This window comes from Methanoregula sp. (assembly GCF_049518935.1).
In the GTDB taxonomy this organism is placed as follows: Archaea; Halobacteriota; Methanomicrobia; order Methanomicrobiales; family Methanospirillaceae; genus Methanoregula.
Genome location: NZ_JBEKRH010000004.1, coordinates 133,793 through 158,808 on the forward strand (window position 1 = coordinate 133,793; position 25,016 = coordinate 158,808).

A 25,016-nucleotide genomic window follows, 5' to 3' on the forward strand; every position below is an offset into this window, starting at 1 on the left:
TTAATATATGGGAGCGCTCCATCCATTTGTATCCACATGTCCCAGGACCGCCAGCTCCAGCTGGTCACCAGCGTAATGATCACGGCAGGTTTCGATGTCTCCGAGCGCTTCACCCTGCGCCCGCGCAGCTTCGACCTCATAGCACGGAACGATGGGACGCTTCTCGTCATCAAGGTGGTCTCGCACATTGACTCCGTCAGCGAGGAGGTGGCCTTTGACATCGAACTGATCTCGCGCCTGCTGGGTGGGATACCCCTCATTGTCGGCGAGAGAGCCCGGGATGCGGAACTAGAGCGGGGGGCGGTCTATGTCCGGTACGGGATCTACGCGGTCAGCCCATCAACACTCTACGATTATTTCGTGGAGAAGATCCCACCCCTCGTGTACGCCTCGCCCGGCGGGCTGTATGTCAACATCGACGGGGATGCGCTCAAGGATCTCCGCGAGAAACGGAACATGTCGCTTGGCGATCTCGGAAACGTGCTTGGGGTCTCGCGGCGCACGATCAGTAAGTACGAGGGCGGGATGGGCACAACCCTCGATGTCGCGATCCGGATCGAGGAGTTCTTCAACACAGGGGTTGTCGAATCGATTGATCTGATCCGGCACGAGCTGCCAAAGGCGATGGAAGCCGAACAGAAGACTAGTTCGTACCTCCAGAACCCGATGGAGTTCCTCGAGCAGATCGGGGTCCGGCTCCACACGCTCCACGGCGCCCCATTCCAGGCCCTTCTCACGTTCGACAAGCATACGATCCTCACCGGGTACGGCCCGGCGCAGAAAGTCGTAAAGCGTGCGGCGCTGATCGGCAACCTCTCACAGATCGCAAAGAAGCACGCGATGTGCATCATCACCGATTCAACAAAGGAGAAGAAGATCGGCAGGACGCTTGTGATCAGCGAGCAGCGCCTGCACAAAATCGAAGACGGTTTTGAACTGCTCGACCTGCTGGGTGAGTAGGTTTTCAAGGTTCTGTTGCGTTGGCGGTTGATCAACTGTGCAAACGGTTGGTGTTGCGTGGAGGTTGGCAACGCGCAGATAATCCTTAAAAAGAGTTGGCAGGGCCTGTTTATATACGATTCAAATCTTTATTTGACGAACGATTGATGTACAGCTTAGCTGGGTTCACAGTCCCTTTCTCTTGAGCCACCCTTATTCTTTTTGCTTCTTCGATGCATGATAATTTGCGTGGCTTAGACCAGTTTAACCGATATAATTTATCGTGTTTCAATTCTTCGGATGTTGGAGATAATGGCAAGCCGGTTATTGCAGGAAATTGACCATTTTTACGAATATAATCCACTACATCGCGTTTTTTCAACTCCACACACTGGTCGATTAAATATACCTTCCCAAATTTATCATCGGGATCATCTGAAAATCCACCTTTTCTATATTTTATAGATCCACTCATCATGGAGCTATACCCCTGTATCCCATAATCCAATAAAGGAAGACCATAATATGTCGATCTAGGAAGAATTGTAGGGATATTATGACTATTACCGATCATAATGGCATCGTTAATCAACATCTTGAATTTTGTAAGATGGTTGCTATCGAACAATTTATCATATCCATTTACCGTGATTGCGATGCCCGAAAATTGTTGGCTTGTATTCTTGTTTAGACCGTCTTCCAAGATTTTGAGAGCGGTATTAATGTTATTACCGTTTGAATTCTCAACTATGTCAGAATCAATATACAAATGGAAATACGGGAGAATATATTTCGTTTTTGACTCGTTTGATAAATATTGACATGCAACCGACGCCGCATTATTTGATGAGACGATACGCGAAATGACTGCCCGATTGCTTGATTTCGTTAGTGGAGGGACTGGGGGAATTATTGTGGAATTGGGCATTTTAATTGCATTATTTCCAATGTTTAGCATATATTGGATATACGATTCATCAACACGGGGATCGAGCCATGCTTTTTCAATATGACCCGAATTCTCTTCGTTGGGGATATCCTCTGAATTGATTTTAAGATCTTGAAAGATAGTATTCCATTGTCTCTCAATAAAGGGTCTAAAAAAGGGATCGACCAATTTTAAAGCATTTTCTCTATCGTTTTTCTTTAATAGATTTACAAATGAAGATTTTAATTTTTTGTCTCCTTTAAGTGAATACTTTAAAAGTTCATTCCCCATCGTATAACGGAAAAATTCGGGGGGATCAAAGAAAATTATCGGGTGGTTCTGTAAGAAAAGTTGTGCTGGTTGAACTCCTCTAGATGTATCACCGATAACAAACTTTGGGTTATTTATGATCTTCAACCACTTGTTTGCAGGTACAATAACGGGATTATTTTGAGGTTGGGCACTTGTATGTCTTAATAGAACATCGACATCCTCTTCACCTTTAATTTCTGGGATGAAAGATGGTGCTTGAACCCAAGAGTTCCCCACAAGATAACTCATAGTGCGTTTTAAAGGCTCATCTTCTTTTAGAAATTGCATCGGCATCATAGATTATCAACCTCGACACTCTGTTTCAACTCCATTAAAGAACGAATGAATTCATCGATTTTATTAAAGGGAATCATAACGGCCCCTTCGGCAACTTCACCATCTAAAATCGTATATCGTTTTTCAACAATATAGAAAAATAACGACTCTTTAGCTCCCTGTGCAATACAAATCTCTAACAGGGGATTCCCATCACCAATCTTTTTTATTCCGAGCTGATGGAGGGGTTTTCCATTGGGATAATATTGAACACTTTTGGCATTTTTTCTTTGTGAATAGATTTCTCTGAGATTGTTCAATTTTTCTAGATGTTTTGTAATCTCATATCTGCTTAATTTGGTGACTTCCATTATTTCATCGATACTAAGTCCGTTTTCTCCATATTTTCGGATAGCTCTTCTAATCTTCTCTCGAATTAGAATATCTCTCACTTCTGGATCAAACTGTTTACGGTCTTCTTTATCAATTGTAAAATCATCAATCTCGTCCGTTGGCAGGTCAATCCTCTCTAAGTCTGATAACTTCAATGTTGAAAGTTTTGACATCATGTTTATGACCATTTTAAAATATATGCGCATGTTGTATAAAAAGTTTTGCCAATATCACTTAAAAATTTTATAAATTAGAACTTTTCGCCAGATTAATTATTTGGAATGTCGTTCGACTTTCTCAATTGTGATCCTCACAAAATCCCCTTCTTGGATATTTTCCAGCTCTCTTACCTCAGTCGGGATTGTTATTCGTCCACCTTGGATAACTTTCAATGTAGCGGAATGTATCTGTGTCATACAAATCTAATATTTGAATACGCCATTTGCCCATTTAATACTTTTCAATTGAAGCGGTAGCGAAAGGTTTATACTGTATTAATACGTATAATAATGTATAACAAATACATTAAAGCATAAAGTGAGTGAGTGAAAATGATCCGACAACTAACCAACCCCAGAGAATTAAAAGGACTTGCGATCCTTTCGCAGCCCGATACGGTTATCCAGACCGACAAGAACGAGTGGGATGTTCGATCACAATCGAAAGATGCATACTATCACGTTGTCCGTGCGTTCCAGGACCGGCATGCACAGCAGCGCGGGCAGGCAACATGGACGTGCACATGCCCCGACCACACAACGCGCAACGTGATCTGCAAGCACATTCACGCTGTCCAGCTCTCGTTAAAGATTGCCGGTGACGTTCAGGAACACAGCACAGCCACCGCTATTGCCGAGGCAGAACCCAAGATCTCTTGCCCCGTCTGCAAGAGCGAGAAGGTTACAAAGTGGGGCAACCGGAAAACAAACTTCGGAACAGTTCAGAGATATTCCTGTAACGATTGCGGTCACAAGTTCGTTGTCGATAAGGGATTCTGTCAGATGAAATTCAGCCCGAAGGTGATCACACTCACTCTCGATCTTTACTTCAAGGGCGTCTCTCTGAGGAAGATTGCCGACCACCTGACACAGTTTGAGAATGTCACCGTTAATCAGGCAACAATTCTCCGGTGGGTTCGCAAGTATCTGAAGAAGCTCTCGACATATGCGGAGAAATACAAAGCTGACGTTGGCAACATCTGGCACTCTGATGAGACAACGATTTTCATCAAGAAAGACGGCGAGAAGAAGTACTATCAGTGGATTTGGAACGTCATGGACGCCAAGACGCGATATCTCCTTGCCTGTGAGGTCACAGAGACCCGTTACGTCAAGGATGCACGCAAACCCTTGAAGATCGCCAAGGATGCAGCCCTGAACGTGCCGGACGCGATTGTAACCGATGGTCTTCAAGCATACCGCGAAGCGATCAAGGATGAATATTATGGACTCGGACGAATCCAGAACCCGCACATCCGGCTGAAGGATTTTGAGACAAAGCCGAACAACAATATTCTTGAACGGTTGAACGGAACCTTCCGAGAGCGCACGAAGGTGATGCGGAGCCTCGACAGCGCGATGGGAGCGGGTGAATTTGCCGCTGGGATGCAGACGTATTACAATTACATCCGGCCCCACATGGGGATCGATGGAATGACACCGGCACAGATGGCAAATATCCCGATCAATCTGACGGGGAACCGGTGGGAAACGATGATCGGATTGGCGGTAAAATAATTATTTTAAAGAAATCCTACTATAAGCGCACCAATAACCGCGCCGATAACCCCAGAAATCGTCATATAAATGAACATTTTTCTATCGTCGGCTGTTTTTTCGGCCCTTCTTCGCACGTCAAAATCTATTAAAGAGGCTCTTTTAGATTCTATGACTTTGATGTGCTCTTTGATCTCCAATATTGTACTATTATATTTTCTTAAAGCCTCAAGATCGGGTTTCCCAATATCCTTATCTTTTTTATAAGTGGGGATCTGCTCAATAAGTACTTCCAATCTGGGTCTTATAATATTGTAATATTCGGGGAATACGCCAACCAATGCATCGTTGGATACGTCGCGTAATTTTTCACTTATTGCATCTTTTTGACAAATTCGTATGTAATCCAACGACTCGAATGCAGCCCTATAAAGATGAGAGAAAACTTTATCGATATTCTTTTTTGTATAATCTGTAGGCATACCCTCGTTTAGCCCGAATTTAACAGATAGAACTCTCATCAAATGATCATGTGAGTCTTTAATTTCATTGATGGGGGGAACAAACGATTCGAGATTGTTAATTTCTTCGGAGTAAAGAATGAGGGTTTTGGTGATACTGTATAGTTCGGTAATCTCTTTCAATTGGGTTAACTCGTCACTAGAAAAGAGATCATCTGGCATAAAAATCACAAAAATTTATGGGAGGGGTGTACTAAGGATTTTCTGCTTAGCTGCATCAAAATCTTCTTGGGTACAAACCCTACCTGTAGCTAAGCGCACGCTACCAATCCGATAACGTTTTGAATTCTCAACAAGTGATTCCCGATTAATTTTTATTTCGGGAAGCTCTTGATCCCATATGCTTTCTGCCATTGTGCCTCAACCCTCGAAAACCTTGAATGAAACCTTTAGGTTTTGAAACCTTATCAGATACTCATCTTAAATATATAAATTTGCTCGTAATTCCTTTAAGTTCTGAAAGGAAAATTGAACATATTTGTACATTTGTTTATAAGTTAGACGTTTTTATTGATTAGAGTTTTGCGCGGTTTATCATTCAATTTTATACAAAACGGGCTATCATTTAAAAACCAGTTGGTTGAAAATGCAACCATGCCGCATACTATAATCGATAAAATCTCTAAATATCTTGCTTAAATTAGATTTATCCGCGCGAAAAATTAGTTTGGTATTTTTTCTGTTTACTGGAAAACTTACAACTTTTTTGTAAGAATTCCTATTATTTTACGTTTACAGAATACGCTCTATAAATTAAAACCGCGCGCCTCTCTTTCCTATAACATTCCTATTTTTGTACAATTTTAAATCATCAAACGGAGCCCGAATTGGGCTTCGATTGAAGCACTAAAAAAGTGACTATCGGAATCGTTATAAGGAGACGTTCTGACCTTTGTTTATGCGGGTCGTGATAGACTCGTTGGGAGTGATAAAATGAAAAAGAAAGTTTCGGATAAAAAATCTATCAAACCTATAGTATATACTTGCCAAAAGTGTGGCAGTAACAATATGATAATTGATGAATTTGATTCAGAAGAGTGGGAAGGATTAAGCGATGGTGATCTTGCTGAACGTGAAGCAGGGAACCACGGCACTATGACTTGTAGTGACTGTGGTCATATACAAGAATATGATGCGTAACCAATCCCATTTTTTTTATTTTCTGCGCTCACCAACCACGATGCAACAGCGGCCTTAAAATGCAACGACCCACCGCCAACGCAACAGAACCGTTTTCAACAACGTTTATATAGAACCGCAGACCAATTTTAGTGCTAAAAGTGGTGATTTTTATGTCACAACAACTTGGAGGACAGCAGATTCTTATTCTTAAGGAAGGCAGCACCCGTACCCGCGGCCGCGACGCTCAGGGTATGAACATCACCGCCGCAAAGGCCGTGGCAGCTGCCGTCAGGACCACACTCGGTCCAAAAGGCATGGACAAGATGCTCGTCGACACCATTGGCGACGTAGTGATCACGAATGACGGTGTCACGATCCTCAAGGAAATGGACATCGAGCACCCGGCCGCAAAGATGATGGTCGAGGTCGCTAAGACCCAGGACGATGAAGTCGGCGATGGAACCACCACCGCAGTCGTCATTGCCGGGGAACTCCTGAAAAAGGCAGAAGACCTCCTTGAGCAGGATGTCCACCCTACCGTTATCGCTGCAGGCTACCGTCAGGCAGCCGAGAAGGCACAGCAGATCTTAAAAGAGATTGCCTTCGATGTCAAGCCAACCGACAAGGCGCTCCTCAGGAACATTGCAGGCACTGCAATGACCGGCAAGGGTGCAGAGGCCAGCAAGGACAAGCTCTGTGACCTCGTTGTCAGGGCAGTGACCATGGTCACTGACGATGACGGCAAGGTCGACATCGAGAACATCAAGGTCGAGAAGAAGACCGGCGGATCGATCGAGGACTCTGAGATCGTTGAAGGCGTGCTCGTGGACAAGGAACGCGTCCACCCCTCGATGCCCAAGAAGGTCATCAATGCAAAAATTCTCCTGCTCAACGCAGCAGTCGAGTTCAAGAAGACCGAAGTCGACGCCGAGATCAACATCACCAGCCCCGACCAGCTCCAGGCATTTCTCGATGAGGAAGAGCGCATGGTCAAGGGTATTGTTGACAAGATTGTTGCAAGCGGTGCAAACGTCCTCTTCTGCCAGAAAGGCATTGACGACATTGCACAGCACTACCTGGCAAAGGCAGGGCTCTTTGCAACCCGCCGTGTCAAGAAGAGCGACATGGAGAAACTCGCCCGGGCAACCGGTGCAAGCCTCGTCTCCTCCATCGATGCAATCAGCAAGGATGAGCTCGGCAAGGCCGGACTCGTTGAAGAGCGCAAGGTCGGCGGAGAAGAGATGACCTTTGTCGAGCAGTGCAAGAATCCGAAGGCAGTTTCCATCATCGTCAAGGGTGGCACCGAGCACGTAGTTGACGAGCTCGAGCGCGCAATCCACGACGCACTCCGCGTTGTCGGTGTCGTTGTTGAGGACAAAAAGGTTGTCGCAGGTGGCGGCGCACCCGAGACCGAGCTCTCGCTCCGTCTCCACGAGTACGCAGCAACCGTTGGCGGCCGGGCACAGCTCGCCATCAACGCATTCGCGGATGCACTCGAAGTCATTCCCCGCACCCTTGCAGAGAATGCAGGCCTCGACCCCATCGATATGCTTGTCGAGATCCGGGCAGCCCACGAGAAGGGCAAGAAGACCTATGGCCTCAACGTGTTCGAAGGTAAGGCAGTTGACATGAAGGCGGCCGGTGTTGTCGAGCCCCTCCGCGTCAAGACCCAGGCCATCTCCTCTGCGGCAGAAGCAGCGGTCATGATCCTGCGCATTGACGATGTTATCGCCTCTTCCAAGAGCCCGATGCCCGAAGGCGGTATGCCTCCGGGTGGCATGGGTGGCATGGGTGGTATGCCCCCTGGAATGGGTGGCGACTTCTAATCCCAGAACCAACCTTTTTTTACCATTGTTTTATCCGGGAACCTCCGGCAGTCAGGATTTGTATTCGGATCCTGTGTATTGTTGTTTCTTTCGCGATACCTGCCCAGATATAATCTGTGACACGGATTTTTCTTGCACTCCCTAATCTCAGGGAGACATGATCCAAACCCCGGGGTATCGGAAAACTATCAAGAATAAAAAAAAGAGGCTGGGTTAAGAGGTAGTTGTCGGAATGGCTGTTGCCGATGTGGCGGGGTTACCGTAGAGGGCTTCCCCACTCTGGATGATGATCGTTCCGGTCACGTTCATGTTGTAACCATCTGCATACTGGTAGGTTCCCTCTTTCTCGCTGAAAGTATAGCCCCACCTTGAACCGCTGACGATGTTTCCGGAATTGAACATGCCCTGGCTGTCGCCAATCGCCTTGACAGAGTGGACGACTTTGTCATCATTCTCCCAGGTGATCCCGGTTCCCGGGAGGACCATGAGAACTGAGGGTGTAAAAGTGTTGTTCGCAATGTGGATGAGGGTTACCTTGGTCGAGGGAGTCATGCTCATGGTCGGGGTTACGGTAGGCACCATGGTTGTTTCTGCCGGGGCGGTCGCGTTAGCATCAACGGTCTCGTTTGTCGCCACTTCGGTTGTTGCCACCGGTACTTCAGTAGTCGGAACGGCTGTGGCAACGGTAGTTACCTCTGTTGCTGCCACGGTTGTCGGGACAGTCGTGGTCACGGGTGCTGTTTTTGTCTGCTGGGTACATCCACTGACCGCAACAAGGACAATGATCAAAATAAGAAGTCCAATAACTTTTTTCATACAAGTAGTTTGATTTCGCCTTGTAATTAAATTTACTGACTCGTTCGCGACGGGTTTTCCACAAGAGCCAAGAATTATCCTTGTGCGGGAAAAATCTTCAGAAATTCGTGTTCCAGGGAAATAATGAGATCAATACTCGTACCGGAACCGGGGTCTGTGAAAGGTCCCGGGTACACGTTCACGTGCGTTGGGGCACGGAACTCCGGCTTTCCGGGTGTGTTATGGTGGACTGCATGGGCATCGTGACCGGCAACAGGTTAATGAACCCGTACACATCCACTATCTCCCATGAGTGACCGGTTCATCTTCATAAGACACCGCACGGAATGCTATCACTGCAAAACAAATGCAGACCAGATCATCAAGGCCGTGCCGTACCAGGCCCAGGTAGCCTGCGACAACTGCGGGGCTACCCGGGTCTTCATCCCCCGCATAGAGGATGTGGATGAAGCAGGCCTCCTGACAAAGATCGGGAAATACCCGGTCTGGGAACTCGTGCAGGATGCAGCTTGTCGGAACTGTCATCTCACCGCTCCCCATGATATTGTCGTCAGTTCCCGGCATCTCACGGTCCGGTGCCGGAACTGCCATTTCACGCACTTCTATAAATTCGATCTCGAGTACATGGCAAAGGACGAGCTGAAATTATAAGTGACCAAAATAAGTAACCCAGAAAAGGTGCAGGATTACCGGCCTCATTCATCGGCGCACGAACGGAGCATGGGGTACGTGTTGGCATAGTTTGCCACGATATCAATGAGCCGGCGCCGGACCTTTGGCTCTTTTACCAGAAGGAAGAAGACAATCTCGTTGTCAGTGATGGAAACCGGTTGTGTGCCGGTGAGTTCGGATAATTGCGTACACCTGCTCCGGATATACCCGTTGCGCATCTCCCGGGGAAAATGCTGGTAGATCATCAGGATAGAAGTGTTGTCCATGTGGTCCGCAATCTTTTTCACTTCATCAAAGAGCAGGTGTCGCCGCGTGGGATTTTTCACTTCGAGCCCGGTATCGGGATCGAGAAACACGAGGGATTTTTTCGGGAACTGTTCAAACAGTTTGCTGAAATAATTCGTCCGGTGCTCGTGGGAGAACCGGTCTTTCTGGAGTACGTCTACAAGGATGTTTTCCTGCTGGAAATAGGACTCTATTCCGGTAAAATAATCCATGTCATCCTCGATCTCCTGGAGTTTTCCCAGGTGTTCCATCAGGCTCCTGTTCTGTGATCCTGCCTTCCCGGCTTTTGCTGCTTTCAGGAGATCGGTCGTAGCGCTCTTTTTCTGCTTCGTGGGTTCCACCCTGTCCGTGAGCATGGGAATGAACGTGAAACTCGCCAGCTCGGGAAAGCTTTTCATGAGGTGGCGGACGAGATCAAACTTGAAAAGGTCGCGGGTATCCCCGGAAAAACGGATATTCATGCGATCAACTCCATGCGGTGATATTTGGCCGGAGGGAGAAAAAGGTTGTGAAATTATGTTTTCAGCAGAAAAACAGCCGGAAATAGTACCTGCAAGCCAGGAAAAACGGGTGTGGCCCTATTTTTCTTCCCGTACCATCGCGATCGCTTTTTTCGGGCACTCGTTGGCACAGATACCGCAGCCTTTGCAGAACTCGAGATCGATCGTGAGTTCCTCATCGATTGCAGCATCGGGGCAGTAGCTGGCACACAGCCCGCACTCGTTGCACTTCTCGCGGTCCACGACCGGGCGGAAGACCCGCCATGTGCCGGTCTTCCCTGCGGCTCCCTGGATTGGCCTGCTCATGGCGAGGCGCTCGCGTTTTGCCGGTGGTGTCATGCGCTCATCTCCGTATAGGCCGCCTCGGCTGCTTTGACATTGCGCTCATCCGAGAACATCTCCCGTATCGCTTTCTTCGCCGAGTCTGCCGAGACAATCCCCATCTTCGCAAGAGCACCGATGACCGGCGTGTTGAGGATGGGACTTCCCGAGACCACGAGGTTTTCTTTCAGCGCGATACCGGTCAGATCCACATTGTTTGATGTGTAGCCGGCAAATTCCTTCTTCTGCTGGCTGTTGACCAGTACCTTCCCGCCGGTTTTGAGACCCTGCAGGACATCGACCACGTCCATCACGCTTGCATCAAGGACGACCACCATGTCAGGTTTTTTGATCTGGCTGTAGACCTTGATCGGCTTGTCATCGATCCGGACGAACGAGACGATGGGAGCCCCCCGGCGTTCAGCACCGTAGAACGGGGCGGCAGTTGCGTATTTGCCGTCGTGAATTGCGGCGAGGGCAAGGAGCCGGGCTGCGGTGACGCCACCCTGGCCGCCCCGGGAGTGGATGCGGATCTCAAACATGGCTGTTCACCCCGAACCAGAACTCCGTTCCCATGCTACGTTTCCGGACAAAGTCTGCTACGTCCTCGTAGGTTACTTCCTGGCCGCCAAGACCGGCGATCACACTGAAGACCTCTTCTTTTGTCTGCGCCATGATCTCCGTTGCGAGGATCCCGCCGCGGCCAAAGGAATAATCGCGGTCGATGACTACGATCTGTTTACCTTTCAGGTTCATTTTCGGGAATGGCCGCAGCCAGCGCAGGCGCATTGAGCCTGCCGTGATCCCTTCATTGCGGAGCAGGTCGATTGCAACTTCCGCCTCTTTCCCGAGGGTGCCCATGGCGACAACGATCACATCGGCGTCCTCGCACCGGTAATCCTCGGTGAACCCGTACGTGCGGCCGAAGCGCTTTGCAAACTCCTTCCCGGTCTCTTCGATCACTTTCACTGAGTCCCGCATCGATCGCTCGATGTCCCAGCGGAATTTAAACTGCTGGTCGGGACCGGTGAGCCCGCCGTAGCCGGCCGGATTCTTCACATCGATGGCGTGCGGGAGATGGAGCTGCGGGATGAAGTCGCCCGGCTCGACCGTGTCGAGCGGCTGCATGATGTGGGAGAGGAGGAACCCGTCGAGGTTCACCATCACCGGCAGGAGCACGTCGTTGTGCTCAGCGATCCGGAATGCCATCAGGGTTGTATCGTAGGCTTCCTGCACGGTGCTCACGTAAACCTGCAACCAGCCGGTATCGCGTTCCTGCAGGGCATCGGTGTGCTCTGTCCAGATGTTCCAGCCGGGCCCGATTGAGCGGTTGATGTTTGCCATCACGATCGGGAGGCGTGCCCCAGCTGCCCAGTTGGTCATCTCGTGCATGTAGAGAAGGCCGTGGGAGCTTGTTGCAGTGAATGTACGGGCACCGGTAATGCTCGCACCGATGCAGGCAGCCATCGCCGAGTGCTCGCTCTCGACTGCTATGTACCGGCTTTTCATTTCGCCGCTGGTAACGAATTCGGCGATCTGTTCAACCACTTCAGTCTGCGGGGTAATTGGGTAGGCAGCGATCACATCAGGCCGTACCTGCTTTACTGCCTCAGCAACTGCCTTGTTGCCGGTTGCGATCTTCTTCATGGTGCCGCCTCCTCTGCCGCGAGTTTTGCGAAGTTCTTTGCAATGCGCTGCCTGAGAATATCCACCGTCTTTGGATCAATGCCCTTGAACCGGCCCTGTGGTGCGAGATATTCCTCGAGTGGCAGGGGTTTTTTCATAGCCGCTTTCGACTGGGCACCGATCGTTACTTTCCCATATTCCCGCTCGTAGAGCACCCACATCCCGGACTTCACGGCAAGTTTGCCCATCTCGACCGTCTTCTCGGTGGAGTACCTCCAGCCGGGCGGGCAGGGAGCAAGGATGTGGATGAAGCTCGGACCCCGGAACGTGAGGGCTTTTTGTACTTTCTTGAAAAGGTCCTGGGGATATGCTGCGGCAGCTGTTGCCATGTAGGGGGGATCGTGGGCAGCAATGATCGCATCGATGTCCTTCTTTTGGTCGGTCTTCCCGGCCGGGGTGGTTGTGGTCTTTGCCCCAAGCGGCGTCCCGCTTGATCGCTGCATACCGGTATTCCCGTACGCTTCATTATCGTAGCAGATATAGAGAAAATCGGTTCCTCTCTCGAATGCGCCGGACATGGCCTGAATGCCGATATCGAGCGTCCCGCCGTCGCCGGCATAGACGATCACGTTCGTCTTCTTCCCGGCAGCCCGGAACGCGTTGCTCATGCCCGAGGCACAGGCTGCCGCGGCACCGAATGCGATATTGTAGACCGGGACGTTGAAGGCAGTATTCGGGTAGATGCCCTGGATGACGCTCGTGCAGCAGGCAGGCACAACGAGCACGGTATCGGGTCCTGCTGCCTTGAGCACGTACCGAAGGGCGAGCGAGTCGCTGCACCCGGCACAGGCAGACGTGCATTTCAGGATATATTCTTCCTTGGGGATTTCGGCGATGGTATCCAACTCCTGAATTACTTTATAATAAGGTGAAAGGGACGGCGATGATGGGATCGCGGTTTTTAACACTAATCATCGTTTTCGCATCTCAAAAAGTGATCTGTTGGATCCCGGGCAGGAACAAATCACTCTCCGTCTATCACACGATTGTCTTAGGGTACCTGCTGTAGGTAAACGGCAGAGGTTCTGTGTGATGAGGTTCTCAGGTCTTACCCATGTATTCAGCTTCTGCCCGGCTCCGGGATATCCCGATGAAGAAGAGGGGGGCCTGACCGACGATCGCGCGTCCCGTTTCCGGCAGCCGGAACTGTTCAATGATCACTTTCGCCCCGCCCGGTCAGGAGTTTAAACAAGGCATGTGCCAATAGAGTATGTGGGGAGGACGAAAACCCTCTCAAAGAGTCAGGTGCCACATAACCGCTCTGGCGTCTTCTCCCTCTCAAACCCTGATGCCGGTCTATGCCCGGGAGTGATGCCCTCTCTCACCCGCTGAATCCGGCAAGGCACTGGCCATTCCGGCCAGACCAAAAGACCCTCTTTTCTTTGTTTCCTACAGGCATCACGTGCTGCCGGCGGTACCTGATTGGGCAATCATAATATATTTTAGGATCATTTTTCTAATGTCTGCTATGGCTCTCCGATCTCTCAATCTCCCCGGTGTGGGAACAAAATATGAATTCGAGACTGACAAAGGTGATACCGTCGCGATTTTTTTCACGAAGACCGGACTGATCCAGATGTACACCCTCCAGAAAGGGTGCCATACCTCCAGTGCCGCGGAAATGACCCCGGTTGAGGCACGGAGGCTGGGAAATATACTTACGGGCGCGATCATTGAGGCAGATCAGGAGAGCGTGGAGATCGCGTTTTCCGCCCTTGCGGATCTCCGGGTGACAATCCACACGTATTACGTACCGAAAACCATTGCCGGGAAGACCATCGAGGATCTCCAGATCCGGGCCAAGACTGGCGCAACCGTAATTGCTGTCTGCCGCCATGACAGGAATATCATTAACCCGCCACCCGCGTTTGTCTTTGAGACCGGGGACGCGGCCCTGGTCATCGGAGAGAGTGACCAGATAAAAAAGTTTGAGCGCGAAATCATGGTGGAGTAATGGAAGGTCTCGTAATCGCGCTTTTCCTCTGCCTTTTCCTGGCGCTGATTACCAAGTACCTCTCGGTGCCGGCAATCCCCTTCTATATCCTTGCCGGAGTACTTCTGGGCAAGGCCGGGCTCGGGCTGGTCCAGGCCGATGAGATCAGCCAGTTCTTCTCGGAGATGGGGCTGATCTTCCTGCTCTTCTTCATGGGCCTCGGCCTGAAACCTGAGCGGATCGCGGCTAACAGGGCGGCTGTCCTCACGAGCGGGATCATCGACCTCAATGTCAACATGATCATCGGGTTTTTCGCCGCATACCTTCTCGGTTTCACGCTCACGGAGTCCCTGATCATCGCCTCCGCATTCTACATCTCGAGCACGGCGATGGCGATCACATCGCTTGTCGAGAACCGGAAACTGATGCTCCGCGAGTCTGAGACGATCATCTGGCTCATGGTCTTTGAGGATCTCGTCCTGATCATCTTCCTTGCAATCATCTCGGCAGGGGACCAGAACCTTGTCTTCTTCTTCTTCAAGATCCTGTGCGTGCTTGGCATCCTCTACGCGCTTGCCCTGTACGGCAAGGAGTTCCTCATCTCCATCCTCGATCGTGATGATGAACTGCCTATCATCTTCACGTTTGCTGCGGTCCTGACCACGGCGTCCTTTGCCCTGGTGCTTCAGATCCCCGAGACCATGATGGTGATCGCCCTCGGAGTGGCATTTGCAACAACGGATCCTGATGCCTTCGAGCAGCATGCCCGTCCCTTCAAGGACGTCTTTCTCGTAGTCTTTTTCGTCTTTTTCGGGGTGACGATCGACCTGTCCGGGGGGGCGAACCTTTTCAGTATCTCGGTCATATGCATCCTCGCAGTCATAAGTAAGCTCATCTCGGGTCTCATCACGGGGATCGTCATTCACGACTCGGCAATGTCGGGTCTTGAGATCTGGGCCAATACGATCGGGCGGGGGGAATTCTCGATTGCGCTTGCCGTACTCTATGGATCCCCGGTTGTCGGGACCACGATCGCTGCAATGGTGATCGTAACCTCGATCATAGGCTCATTTGCAGCAAAATACAGTACCCTCATGCGCCGGGGAATCACCTCCATCGGCCGGCGCAAGACACCCTCGCACAGAGGACACTTGGGCCGTTGAAGGCGCACGGCTCATCTCATCAGGCTTTTAAAAGAGAGAACCGAGTATGTCTGCTGAGTAAACGGCAGTGGTGGTATGGTATTTTCAGAAATGATCAGCCGGGTGGTGCTGGTCGTGGGAGCGCTTGTCGATGATGCGCTGGACCACAAGACGGGAACTGCAGAGCTCCCCGTCGGTATACTTCCCGATACGGACAATCTTCGGAGGGAGGTTGCGGGCTTTGAGCTGCCCGGCCAGTTTTATCTCATCGAACATCTGGTTGAACCCGATCGTGATGATATCGGGCCTGAGTTCCTCGATCGGGCGGAACATGTCCGATTTATCCCCGAGGATCGCTTTGTCCACGGGCTTTAATGCCGCTACCATTCGGAGCCGGTGCTCCTCAGGGATAACCGGGTGAGGCTTGTGCTTCACATTGGTATCCCGGGCTACGATCACCACGAGTTCGTCCCCCAGTTTCTTGGACTCTTCAAGATAGAAGAGGTGGCCGGGATGGAGGATATCAAACGTGCCGGTGGCAACGATGCGCCCGGCAGTCACGGTATCACGTCCATGATGCAGGGTTCACCGTCAGCAGTGAAACAGCGCCAGTCGTTTTTCCGGTAGGGGAACCCGATGATCAGGTGATACCGGCCGGTGCGCGGGAAGAATCTGACATCGGCATCGGACGGGTGGAGAACACCGTTCGGGTGGCTGTGGGCGCTGCCCGCAAGATGCGTGTCGAGCGGCATCATATCGTAGAGCAGGGACGCGGAGTCCCCGCGCCCGATCGTCCCGGGCAGAAGGTTGAATTCTTCCATAATCCCGTCCTGCTCGCGGATCAGGCCGACAAACTCGTTCGGATGGCTCTCGCGCCCCATCTCTATAAGCAGGGAGAGGAGTGACTGTCGGATACCGCGTATGTTCATACTAGCGCCCTTTTTAGCACATGACGTACTGTACCGATCTTCTTTGTGTCGATCGCAAAAAAACTCTCCTCATTAAAAAAAGAAAATTATTTCTCTCCCCTCTCAAGATCGCTGCTTAAATCCTGCGAGTGACTGACTTCGGTGAATGAACTGGTTGCAGGCAGTACCTTGGTGCCCCGGGCAAAAAGAATTATTTCCTGCCGGTGACTTTGATAACGTGGTACCCGAACTGGGTCTTGACCGGCCCCACAACCTTGCCGACCTGCTCTTCAAAGGCAATCTTCTCGAACTCGGGCACCATCATTCCTTTGCCGAACCAGCCGAGATCGCCGCCCTGTTTTCCCGAAGGACAGGAAGAGAACCTGCGGGCTACCTTGTCGAACTCCTCACCGTCGGCGAGACGTTTCATGATCTGGTTGGCCTGGTCTTCGGTCTTTACAAGAATATGGGATGCGCGAGCCTGTGTTGACATGTATAGGAATGAGGGAGTACTGGAATAAAAGTGTTGACGCACACGGTGGGTTTTCTCCCCCCGTCAGCGTGAAAGAGGCCCGGAAACACCTGCCGCCTTGTATGTATTTTAAAGGAATCCGATCCTGCGGATATTTATCTGCCGGTTCCCGATTATTATTTCAGAAGGTATCATGACAGACGATACAGGGAAGTCACCGTCAGGTGCAAAGAGCGACACTCCCTTTTTTGGGAAGACTGCCATTGCAGTGGTTGTAGCAATTGTTGCGGTACTGGTCATCGCACTTGTGATCTGGTTCTTACCTTCCGGTGCCGATCATACGGTCACCCCCCAAGTATGCGGGGACAAAGTTCTCCAGTACATTAACCAGAACCTGGCCCAGCAAGGCTCCCTGGCATCCCTTGACCATGTCACAGAAGTCAATGGTGTGTATGAGGTGGCAATCCAGTACAACTCGCAGCCACTCTCTCTCTATGCAACGCGGGATTGCACCCTGTTGTTCACCAATTACTATGATATGAACACTTCAGCCAGCGGAAACCGGCAGGCCGCTGCTCAGCAGCCTGCGGTAAAGTCAGATCGCCCCGTTGCAAACCTGTACGTTATGGCGTTCTGCCCGTATGGAACGCAGGCTGAGACTGCGATGAAACCCGTTGTTGATCTGCTGGGATCCAAAGCGGACATAAATCTGCACTATATCACGACGGTTTCCGGTACAAGCGCTGATTCGGTCAGCTCCCTTCACGGTGCCGGCGAGGTACAGGAAGATCTCCGGCAGGTCTGCATCCAGAAATACAATCCGGAAAAGCTCTGGGACTATGTCAACCGGTTTGATACCTCGTGTTATCCTGTATCAGCCAGTGCGGATACCCAGAAGTCCTGCGAGCTGAATGTGAGTACAGCAGCCGGGATCAATATGAGTGCGGTCGAAAGCTGCGCATCAGGCCCGGAAGGAGTCTCGCTTCTGAAACCCGATGAAACGGATTCTGATAAAAACAGTGTTTCGGGATCCCCCACACTCATCATCAATGGTGTTACGTACTCCGGTGACCGATCACCGGAAGCTTTCAAGGAGGCGATCTGCAACAGCTTCACGACCGCACCCGCCGAGTGTGCCACGAACCTGACGAGCACGGGCGCTGTTGCCAGCTCTGCCGGGGGATGCGGATAGGTCCCGGGATTCCAATATTCTTCTTTTTTAGTGAGCAATAAAAAACCTGTTTTCAGAAATGTTTTATTTCCACGTGCAAGATCTTAGGGGTTCACGTATGCTCATTACGGAACTCATTTACCCTGTCTCCTTATCGGACTGCGGTTTTTTATTGTGCGGGGAGGAAAAAAGAGAAGATTAATGCCTGTGGCCAGGCGTTGGTGTGGGGGTCGGGGTCTGACGGTACGTGTCCTTAACGTTAAAGGCCGCAGTCATTACTGCTGACTGTCCGTCCGGGTTGGTCACTACGACATCCCATGACCCTGTTGCTGTGCCCCGCGGGAGCGAAAGGGTGCCGGTAATTGTTCCTGCACCGTTGACGGTGGTTCCCATGAGCATGACATCACGCTGACCAGACATCGTGAGGGTTACTGTTGCCCCGCGCTGGAAATTCTGTCCCGAGACTGTGAAATCCCGGATAACCGAACCCGCTGTTCCCTGCGTGGGTGAGATACGGGTGATCACCGGGGATTTCGGAACGGTTACGGTAAATCCGGAGCTGAGCGTTGCTGACTGTCCGTCCGTGTTGGTGACAACGACATCGTAGACACCTGCCGCAGCAGTCTTCGGAATTACAAGGGTTACCACGATCTTACCTGTGCCGGCAACCTGGACCTGGGTCGGGATGATCGTATTCTGTCCCGATTCCACAAATTTCACCGAAGCCCCTCTGCGGAACTGGCCCCCTGATATCACCACATTTCTGAGGGTTTTTCCGGCTTGACCGGAAGATGGTGAGATGCCGGTAATTTTCGGAGCCGGTACCGGCTTTGCGATAATGGTTATCGAGGCCGAGGCTGCGTTATTCGACATGTCCGGATCTTTGGTTGCAGATCTCACGATCTTCGCCGATTCGGTCTTTATACCTGTAACGGAGTATACATCAGTCTCCGTCATTTTTACGCTCTTGCCGCTTGCGAGTTCCGGGATATTCCAGGCGTTGTCCCTGACAAATCCGGCACTGGGTGCACCGATTTCCCTCCTGTTTGCACCCATCGAACGGCCTCCGTCCTTCTGGACAACGATATCTCTGGCAGTGTCAGGACCAAGGTTGGTGACCGTCATTGTCCAGGTCACCCGCTGTCCCACATACGCAGTTGCGTTGGATACGGTTTCGGCAACCGAGAGATCGGCCTGCTTTGCAGCACGGGTGAGCCTGAAACTGGCGTCGGCTGTCGATCCTGCGGAGACTGTCACGGTCTTTGATGCCGTGGTATATCCGGTAAGGCTGACGGTGACGGTATGGGTTCCCGCGGAGATGGTGTCAAGAGTGGCAGGAGTAATTTTGCCCGTACTGGTGCCGTCAAGGCTGATCGAGGCGCCTGCAGGGACCGATGTTACCGTGATCGAGCCACCCTGCTGGACCGGGACCAGCGTGAAGTCGGCAGTGGTCGTCGACCCGGCGGTAACAGTAACGGTCTTCGACTCCTGGGTATATCCGGAGAGACTCACCGTGACCGCATGATCACCGGGCGAGATCTTACTGAATGTTGACGGTGTAACATTACCCGTTCCTGTCCCGTCGATCACAATCGCTGCACCGGCGGGTGTCGAGGTCACGGTAATGGCTCCGTCCGTTGGAATCTGGTTGAGGACGAGATTGGCAGTTGCAGTCGATCCTGCAGAGACCGTGACGGTCATGGACGCAGGGTTATATCCGGTAAGATCCACGGTTACGGAGTGGTCGCCCGGTGCAATCCCGTCAATGGTGGACGGTGTCACTTTTCCGGTGCCTTTACCATCAACGCTGATGGCCGCTCCCGGGGGAGTCGACGTGACTGAGATGGATCCTGTCGTAGGAATAGCGACGAGCTGGAAGTTGGCAGTTGCAGTCGATCCTGTCGAGACCGTGACGGTCATGGACGCAGGGTTATACCCGGAGAGGTCTACTGCTACTGTGTGACTGCCCGGTGCAATTGCATCGAGGGTTGACGGGGTAACCTGGCTGGTATCTGTGCCGTCAAGACTGATGGCAGCACCTGCCGGAGCCGAAGTAACGGATATGGATCCCGTCCGGGGAACCTGGACAAGCTGGAAATCTGTTACTGCTGTATCTCCGGCAGCCACCGTGATTGTCGTGGAGGCGGGGTTATACCCGGACAGGGTGACGGAAACAACGTGATCGCCGGGGGCGATGTTATCGATGGTAAACGGGGTCACTTTTCCGGTGTCTGTACCATCGATACTGATGGCAGCACCTGCCGGAGTTGACGTGACTGAGATGGATCCTGTCGTGGGGATTGCGACGAGCGTGAAATCCGCAGTTGCAGTAGATCCGGCCGTAATAGTAACGGTCCTATTTGCGGTCTGATATCCTGCAAGGGTTACTTCCACGAGATGATCACCTTCAGCGATCCCGCTGAACGTGAAGGGTGCAGTATTCCCGGTATCCGCACCATCGATTGCAATCGCTGCACCCGTAGGTGTCGATGTGACCGAGAGCGATCCGGTCTTTAGTACCAGGACGAGCTGGAAGTCAGCGGTTGCAGTAGATCCGGCCGCGACGGTCACGGTCTGGGAGTCCGGAGTATATCCGGTGAGACTGATAGCGACGGTGTGAGTGCCGGGAGTAAGGGAATCAGCGGTGAACGGCGTCACTTTTCCGGTGTCGGTCCCGTCAATGGTAACCTCGGCACCCGACGGAGTCGACGTGACTGAGATGGATCCTGTCGTAGGGATTGCCACGAGCTGGAAGTCTGCGTCTGCAGTAGATCCCGCCGTGACGGTTACGGTCTGGGAATCCGGAGTGTATCCGGTAAGACTGACCGCGACCACATGATCACCGGGAGCAAGAGTGTCAACAGTGAATGGTGTCACCTTTCCGGTGTCGGTACCATCGATACTGATGGATGCACCTGCGGGAGTTGAAGTGACTGAGATGGATCCCTTCGTGGGGATTGCTACGAGCTGGAAGTCAGCATTTTCTGTCAACCCTGCGGTTACCGTGACTGTCTGTGACGATGGCTGGTAACCGGTAAGGCTGACGTTTACCATGTGTGTTCCCGGCACGATGTTCCCAAGAACTGCCGGTGTCACTTTTCCGGTGTCCGTACCGTCAAGGGAGATTGCTGCACCCGAAGGCGTGGATGTGACCGATATGTTTCCCATCGGCGGTGGAATGATGGCAAGTGCAAAATCAGCTTTCGTATTTGCGCCGGCGGTGACAGAAACCGTCTGGGAGACCGGCTGGTACCCCGCAAGGCTCACGCCGACTGTATGGGCACCGGGAGTGATGTTTTCAATAGTGAATGGTGTTACGTGGCCCGTGTCGGTCCCGTCAAGAGCGATTGCTGCACCGGCAGGTGTCGAAGAGACCGTGATATTCCCGACAGGCTGGGCTATGGTAACGGAAAAGGTACCCGGCTGGACCGTTGGCGAGACCATGTTTCCTGCATCATCATCGATCTCGTTCACGGTGATCTGGACCTGCGAGGACCCGCTTTTGAGTCCCTGCAGGGTGACCGTTCCCAGCGTTACGGGGCCGTTCGTGGCCTGGACCTGATCATTCAGATCTACGCCCACAACCCGTGTCTGGGACGACGGGAACGTAGTGTTGCTGTTGAGTGTCGCCCATGATGGGAACGAGTACCCGGTTATATTCGCAACTGACGGGTCGGCTGCCGAGATGGTAATATCGTAGCCGGATAAGCCCGTGGAGGCGGAGTCCAGCGTCACGTTCATCGACGCAGTCCCACCGATGGTATTCACCTGGCCGTCCCCTATGCTGATGACGCTCGCTGCTGCTGCTGAAACGAGCAGGGAGAGCGCCACCAGCGCGAGGGCAAGTATGGATATTCTCTTCATTGTTTTATCTCCTCTGATTGTTTTTCCGTGTTTTCCATGGCGATCGAATCGTGGAATCCCCATGTGTTCATCCATCTCAACAGATCCATGGCATACCCGTCTGCGCTCATGCCGATCCCACCTCCTTCGAGAGTACCACTATGTCATTGAAGTCGATCCGGCCGTTATGGTTGAAATCGAACGCAGTGACGGGCTCGTTGGCAGTTATCCAGGCCATGTTATGGAAGAACAGGACAACATCGTTGAAGTCGATCCGGCCATTGCCGTTGAGGTCCTCATAAAGGCCATCGTGATTGGGGTCTGTGGGTGGTTTTGCAACACCCGGAATAGCCGGAGGCGTGAGCGTGAGGTTCACGTTTGACGTCTGCCCGGCGGATACCTGGACCTGCTGCGACGCGTTCAGGTATTTCTGCATCGTAAGGTTTACCCAGTGCTGTCCGGCACTGGTACCGCTCACCAGGTAGGGGGTCACGTGGCTGATGTCTTTCCCGTCGAGAAAGATCTCCGCCCCCTTCGGTACCGAGCTTACGTTGATACTGCCTGACAAAACCGTCGATGAGAACTTCTGGATCCGGTTGTTATACGTGTCAGCAACGTACAGGTTGCCGCCGCTGTCAATCTGCAGACCTATGGGGTGAGAGAACTGGCCGTCACCTTTCCCCTCAGATCCAAACTGTGTTACGTACGCACCGCTCGGGTCGAATACCTGGACCCGGCTGTTCCCCCAGTCTGCGATATAGATGTTGTCGCTGCTGTCAACCGATATCTTCTCGGGGAAGTTGAACTGGCCGTTGCCGTCACCGCCGGTACCCCACTGGGATACGTAATTCCCGCCGGTGTCAAAGATCTCGGTCCGGTTGTTGTACCCATCCGTCACAAAGACATAACCGGTGCTGTTTATTGCGATGCTGACGGGATAGTTGAACTGTCCGTTACCGGATCCTTCCGATCCCCACTGGGAGATATATGCCCCGTTGGGGTCGAATATCTCTACCCGGAAATTTCCGCCGTCAGCAACATAGGCATACCCGCTGCTGTTTATTGCCAGACCGCGGGGCTGGTTAAACTGCCCGGCACCGCTCCCGGCCGATCCCCATTGCATGGTATACGCGCCCTGCGGGCTGAAGATCTGGAGGCGGTTGTTGTTCCAGTCGGTAACATACACAAATCCGCTGCTGTTGACTGCCACTCCTTTGGGATAATTGAACTGCCCGTTACCGGTTCCCGCAGCTCCCCACTGGCTTACGTATGCTCCATCGGGAGTAAACTGCTGGATCCGGTCGTTGTAGGTATCGGCAACAAAAATATTCCCGTTGGTGGTTGTGGTGATATCATAAGGAGCAATGAACTGGCCATTACCGCTTCCACCGGAACCCCATTGTCGCAGATATGTTCCGGCTGAAGTAAATTCCTGGATCCGGAAGTTGTGGCTGTCGGCACAGATGACATTCCCGGTACCATCAACGGCAATACCATAGAGTGTATTAAACTGCCCGTTGCCGCTCCCGGCGGAGCCCCAGCTGGTTACGTATGCCCCGCTCGGATCAAATACCTCGACACGGTTGTTGCCATAGTCAGCAACGTACACTCTGCCACCGGTATCCAGCGACAGGGCCATAGGGGTTGCCAGCTGCCCGTTACCACTGCCCGACGATGCGAACTGGGTTACAAAGGCCCCGTTCGGATCAAAGACCTCAATTATGCCGTAACCGTAATCCGCGACATAGGTGTAACCCGAGCTGTTAACGGCAATTCCTGTAGGATACGAGAAAAGGCCATTTCCATATCCCCATCCACCCCATTGGGTAATGTATGCCCCGGACGGGGAAAATTCCTGGACCCGGCTGTTCAGGGTATCGGTAACAAAGACTGTGCCATTGGGGTTTACCGCTATACCTGTAGGAGAACTGAACTGGCCGTTGCCGGTTCCCGCCGATCCCCACTGGGTGACATAGGCACCACTCGGGTCGAATACCTGGATCCGGTTGTTCCCCCATTCGGCAATGTACACGTACCCGCTGGCGTTCACTGCTATATTTGTCGGCGTATCGAACTGGCCGTTGCCGGTCCCTGTTGAACCCCATTTTGTGAGCAGGGTGCCGTCCGGTTTAAATTTCCAGATCGTGTTATCGGAATTGTCAGATGCATAGATATCGCCGGCGCTGTCCGTTGCTACGCCCCAGGGGAGATCTATACTGGTAGTACCTGGTTCTGCCCACTGGAATGTATAGGACGGATTCGTGGATCCGGCGAGCGATACGGCCGCGTTCATGGCCCGGTACGATGTTTCATGCGCCGTACCGGTACCCGCCTCGTTGAAGACCAGGCTGCGGATATTTGCCGGCCCGGACCCCGGTGCAGCTGCGGCTCCTGCGATCAGCAGAAAGAGCAGGCAGAAGGTGAGTGCAACAGAATGTGGTCTCTTATGTTGTGGTGTATTCATGAGTCAAACTCCTCTAAAGGATAGTGCAGGACCTCAGGAAGCCAGATCCATCCCGGGACATCATCAGGAAAGAGTGACTGACTTTATCGAAATCGGGGATGAGCTTCCCGCTTGAAAGTATGCCTGGCATCGGCTTTCGAACAGGATACTTCAGGGCAGGTCCAGGGTATTGGCAACCGGTTTTGCGGAAAACTATAAGAATGGACACCAAATCTGCATAATCCGGTAGTGCATCGGGGAAATGCAAAGGTGCGCCATTTTTCCTGTGCTGCATGTGTCGGTCCATGGGATCTCGTTGTCCCCGTCGAAGAGGTCGAGGCGTGCCGGTGTACGGCAGCCATCTGCACATGGACTTCTAAAAAATCTGGATATATATTGGTAAAACTGCGCAGGTTTAAACGCGGAACCGTTCGGTTACGATCTTTAACCCATTATATAAGTCCCGGTTTCGGCGGGATACCGGGAGAGGTCTGACATCCGGCAGAACACGATCCCTAAAAATGGTTTTTCTACGTCGGGGCGTTATGCTGGTCCGGACAAACAAAGAAAAAATGCCTTTCGGATGGCGCTGTACTAATCCCACAGGTATATCCGGGCTGCCTACCTCAATTATTGATGAGGATGAAGATCGATCTCAAGGGAAATGTCAAGGGAAAAGGAAAATCGGATACACACCTCGTAATAAAAACGTGAATGAAACCGCTGGAGTGTGTGTATTTTTTAACCTTTGCAAAATCCCGCTTTCCCGACGATCTCTTCCTGCGCAGATTA

22 protein-coding genes are annotated in these 25,016 nt (G+C 51.8%); 8 read left to right on the forward strand and 14 right to left on the reverse strand.

The window, feature by feature from the left end; translation table 11 throughout:
- Window positions 1-36: 36 nt before the first annotated feature.
- The gene (locus ABSE13_RS04925) at window positions 37-960 is read left to right on the forward strand and encodes a transcriptional regulator (protein WP_424027383.1); all 924 of its coding nucleotides are present in this window, start codon (window positions 37-39) and stop codon (window positions 958-960) included.
- Between the two features lie 109 nt (window positions 961-1,069).
- On the opposite strand, the gene ABSE13_RS04930 is transcribed toward ABSE13_RS04925, so the two are convergent.
- Together ABSE13_RS04930 and ABSE13_RS04935 are read right to left on the reverse strand one after the other, a co-directional pair.
- The gene (locus ABSE13_RS04930; protein WP_424027384.1) at window positions 1,070-2,476 is read right to left on the reverse strand and encodes a hypothetical protein; all 1,407 of its coding nucleotides are present in this window, start codon (window positions 2,474-2,476) and stop codon (window positions 1,070-1,072) included.
- Complete coding sequence (locus ABSE13_RS04935; RefSeq protein ID WP_424027385.1) at window positions 2,473-3,036, reverse strand: hypothetical protein; 564 nt, start codon at window positions 3,034-3,036, stop codon at window positions 2,473-2,475. Before ABSE13_RS04935 ends, ABSE13_RS04930 begins: the two co-directional genes overlap by 4 nt.
- 363 nt (window positions 3,037-3,399) lie before the next feature.
- Here ABSE13_RS04935 and ABSE13_RS04940 point away from each other — a divergent pair, with 363 nt between their 5' ends.
- Window positions 3,400-4,584, forward strand: a complete 1,185-nt coding sequence (locus ABSE13_RS04940) for a DDE-type integrase/transposase/recombinase (RefSeq protein WP_424027386.1) — start codon at window positions 3,400-3,402, stop codon at window positions 4,582-4,584.
- Between the two features lie 5 nt (window positions 4,585-4,589).
- Here the strand turns inward: ABSE13_RS04940 and ABSE13_RS04945 are convergent, their stop codons facing one another.
- Window positions 4,590-5,246 (reverse strand): hypothetical protein, encoded by a 657-nt coding sequence (locus tag ABSE13_RS04945; protein WP_424027387.1) that lies wholly within the window; start codon window positions 5,244-5,246, stop codon window positions 4,590-4,592.
- A 771-nt stretch (window positions 5,247-6,017) separates the two neighbouring features.
- On the opposite strand from ABSE13_RS04945, the gene ABSE13_RS04950 reads away from it, so the two are divergent.
- Together ABSE13_RS04950 and thsA are read left to right on the forward strand one after the other, a co-directional pair.
- On the forward strand, window positions 6,018-6,224 hold the full coding sequence (locus tag ABSE13_RS04950; RefSeq protein WP_424027388.1) for a hypothetical protein: 207 nt from the start codon (window positions 6,018-6,020) through the stop codon (window positions 6,222-6,224).
- Between the two features lie 152 nt (window positions 6,225-6,376).
- Window positions 6,377-8,032 (forward strand): thermosome subunit alpha, encoded by a 1,656-nt coding sequence (gene thsA, locus ABSE13_RS04955; RefSeq protein WP_424027389.1) that lies wholly within the window; start codon window positions 6,377-6,379, stop codon window positions 8,030-8,032.
- Between the two features lie 213 nt (window positions 8,033-8,245).
- Here thsA and ABSE13_RS04960 read toward each other — a convergent pair whose 3' ends face one another.
- A complete protein-coding gene (locus tag ABSE13_RS04960) occupies window positions 8,246-8,848 on the reverse strand; it encodes a cupredoxin domain-containing protein (RefSeq protein ID WP_424027390.1) in 603 nt (200 codons plus the stop codon).
- Window positions 8,849-9,136: 288 nt separating this feature from the next.
- On the opposite strand from ABSE13_RS04960, the gene ABSE13_RS04965 reads away from it, so the two are divergent.
- On the forward strand, window positions 9,137-9,499 hold the full coding sequence (locus tag ABSE13_RS04965; protein WP_424027391.1) for a hypothetical protein: 363 nt from the start codon (window positions 9,137-9,139) through the stop codon (window positions 9,497-9,499).
- Window positions 9,500-9,543: 44 nt separating this feature from the next.
- Here the strand turns inward: ABSE13_RS04965 and ABSE13_RS04970 are convergent, their stop codons facing one another.
- The 5 genes from ABSE13_RS04970 to ABSE13_RS04990 form a co-directional block, all read right to left on the reverse strand.
- The gene (locus ABSE13_RS04970) at window positions 9,544-10,266 is read right to left on the reverse strand and encodes a hypothetical protein (protein ID WP_424027392.1); all 723 of its coding nucleotides are present in this window, start codon (window positions 10,264-10,266) and stop codon (window positions 9,544-9,546) included.
- A gap of 117 nt (window positions 10,267-10,383) precedes the next feature.
- Window positions 10,384-10,644 carry a 4Fe-4S binding protein gene (locus ABSE13_RS04975; RefSeq protein WP_424027393.1) on the reverse strand — a complete coding sequence of 87 codons (261 nt, stop codon included), beginning with the start codon at window positions 10,642-10,644 and terminating at the stop codon, window positions 10,384-10,386.
- Window positions 10,641-11,168 (reverse strand): 2-oxoacid:acceptor oxidoreductase family protein, encoded by a 528-nt coding sequence (locus ABSE13_RS04980; protein WP_424027394.1) that lies wholly within the window; start codon window positions 11,166-11,168, stop codon window positions 10,641-10,643. Before ABSE13_RS04980 ends, ABSE13_RS04975 begins: the two co-directional genes overlap by 4 nt.
- The gene (locus ABSE13_RS04985) at window positions 11,161-12,273 is read right to left on the reverse strand and encodes a transketolase C-terminal domain-containing protein (protein ID WP_424027395.1); all 1,113 of its coding nucleotides are present in this window, start codon (window positions 12,271-12,273) and stop codon (window positions 11,161-11,163) included. The genes ABSE13_RS04980 and ABSE13_RS04985 overlap by 8 nt, the downstream gene beginning before the upstream one ends.
- On the reverse strand, window positions 12,270-13,148 hold the full coding sequence (locus ABSE13_RS04990) for a thiamine pyrophosphate-dependent enzyme (RefSeq protein WP_424027432.1): 879 nt from the start codon (window positions 13,146-13,148) through the stop codon (window positions 12,270-12,272). Before ABSE13_RS04990 ends, ABSE13_RS04985 begins: the two co-directional genes overlap by 4 nt.
- A gap of 632 nt (window positions 13,149-13,780) precedes the next feature.
- Here ABSE13_RS04990 and ABSE13_RS04995 point away from each other — a divergent pair.
- On the forward strand, window positions 13,781-14,266 hold the full coding sequence (locus ABSE13_RS04995; RefSeq protein WP_424027396.1) for a cation:proton antiporter regulatory subunit: 486 nt from the start codon (window positions 13,781-13,783) through the stop codon (window positions 14,264-14,266).
- On the forward strand, window positions 14,266-15,408 hold the full coding sequence (locus ABSE13_RS05000) for a cation:proton antiporter (RefSeq protein ID WP_424027397.1): 1,143 nt from the start codon (window positions 14,266-14,268) through the stop codon (window positions 15,406-15,408). The genes ABSE13_RS04995 and ABSE13_RS05000 overlap by 1 nt, the downstream gene beginning before the upstream one ends.
- 84 nt (window positions 15,409-15,492) lie before the next feature.
- On the opposite strand, the gene ABSE13_RS05005 is transcribed toward ABSE13_RS05000, so the two are convergent.
- The 3 genes from ABSE13_RS05005 to ABSE13_RS05015 all read right to left on the reverse strand — a co-directional run bounded on the left by ABSE13_RS05005 (window position 15,493) and on the right by ABSE13_RS05015 (window position 16,788).
- Window positions 15,493-15,948: an FAD synthase family protein gene (locus ABSE13_RS05005; protein WP_424027398.1), complete on the reverse strand. Its 456-nt coding sequence runs from the start codon at window positions 15,946-15,948 to the stop codon at window positions 15,493-15,495.
- On the reverse strand, window positions 15,945-16,316 hold the full coding sequence (locus ABSE13_RS05010) for a Mov34/MPN/PAD-1 family protein (protein ID WP_424027399.1): 372 nt from the start codon (window positions 16,314-16,316) through the stop codon (window positions 15,945-15,947). The genes ABSE13_RS05005 and ABSE13_RS05010 overlap by 4 nt, the downstream gene beginning before the upstream one ends.
- A 190-nt stretch (window positions 16,317-16,506) precedes the next feature.
- The gene (locus ABSE13_RS05015; protein WP_424027400.1) at window positions 16,507-16,788 is read right to left on the reverse strand and encodes a peptidylprolyl isomerase; all 282 of its coding nucleotides are present in this window, start codon (window positions 16,786-16,788) and stop codon (window positions 16,507-16,509) included.
- Window positions 16,789-16,960: 172 nt separating this feature from the next.
- Between ABSE13_RS05015 and ABSE13_RS05020 the strand changes: the two genes are divergently transcribed.
- Entirely contained in the window at window positions 16,961-17,959 is a 999-nt protein-coding gene (locus tag ABSE13_RS05020) for a DsbA family protein (RefSeq protein WP_424027401.1), read from the forward strand.
- A 177-nt stretch (window positions 17,960-18,136) separates the two neighbouring features.
- Here ABSE13_RS05020 and ABSE13_RS05025 read toward each other — a convergent pair whose 3' ends face one another.
- Window positions 18,137-21,802, reverse strand: coding sequence for a beta strand repeat-containing protein (locus tag ABSE13_RS05025; protein WP_424027402.1), 3,666 nt, complete (start codon window positions 21,800-21,802; stop codon window positions 18,137-18,139).
- Between the two features lie 106 nt (window positions 21,803-21,908).
- Entirely contained in the window at window positions 21,909-24,245 is a 2,337-nt protein-coding gene (locus ABSE13_RS05030; protein WP_424027403.1) for a 6-bladed beta-propeller, read from the reverse strand.
- Between the last annotated feature and the right edge of the window lie 771 nt (window positions 24,246-25,016).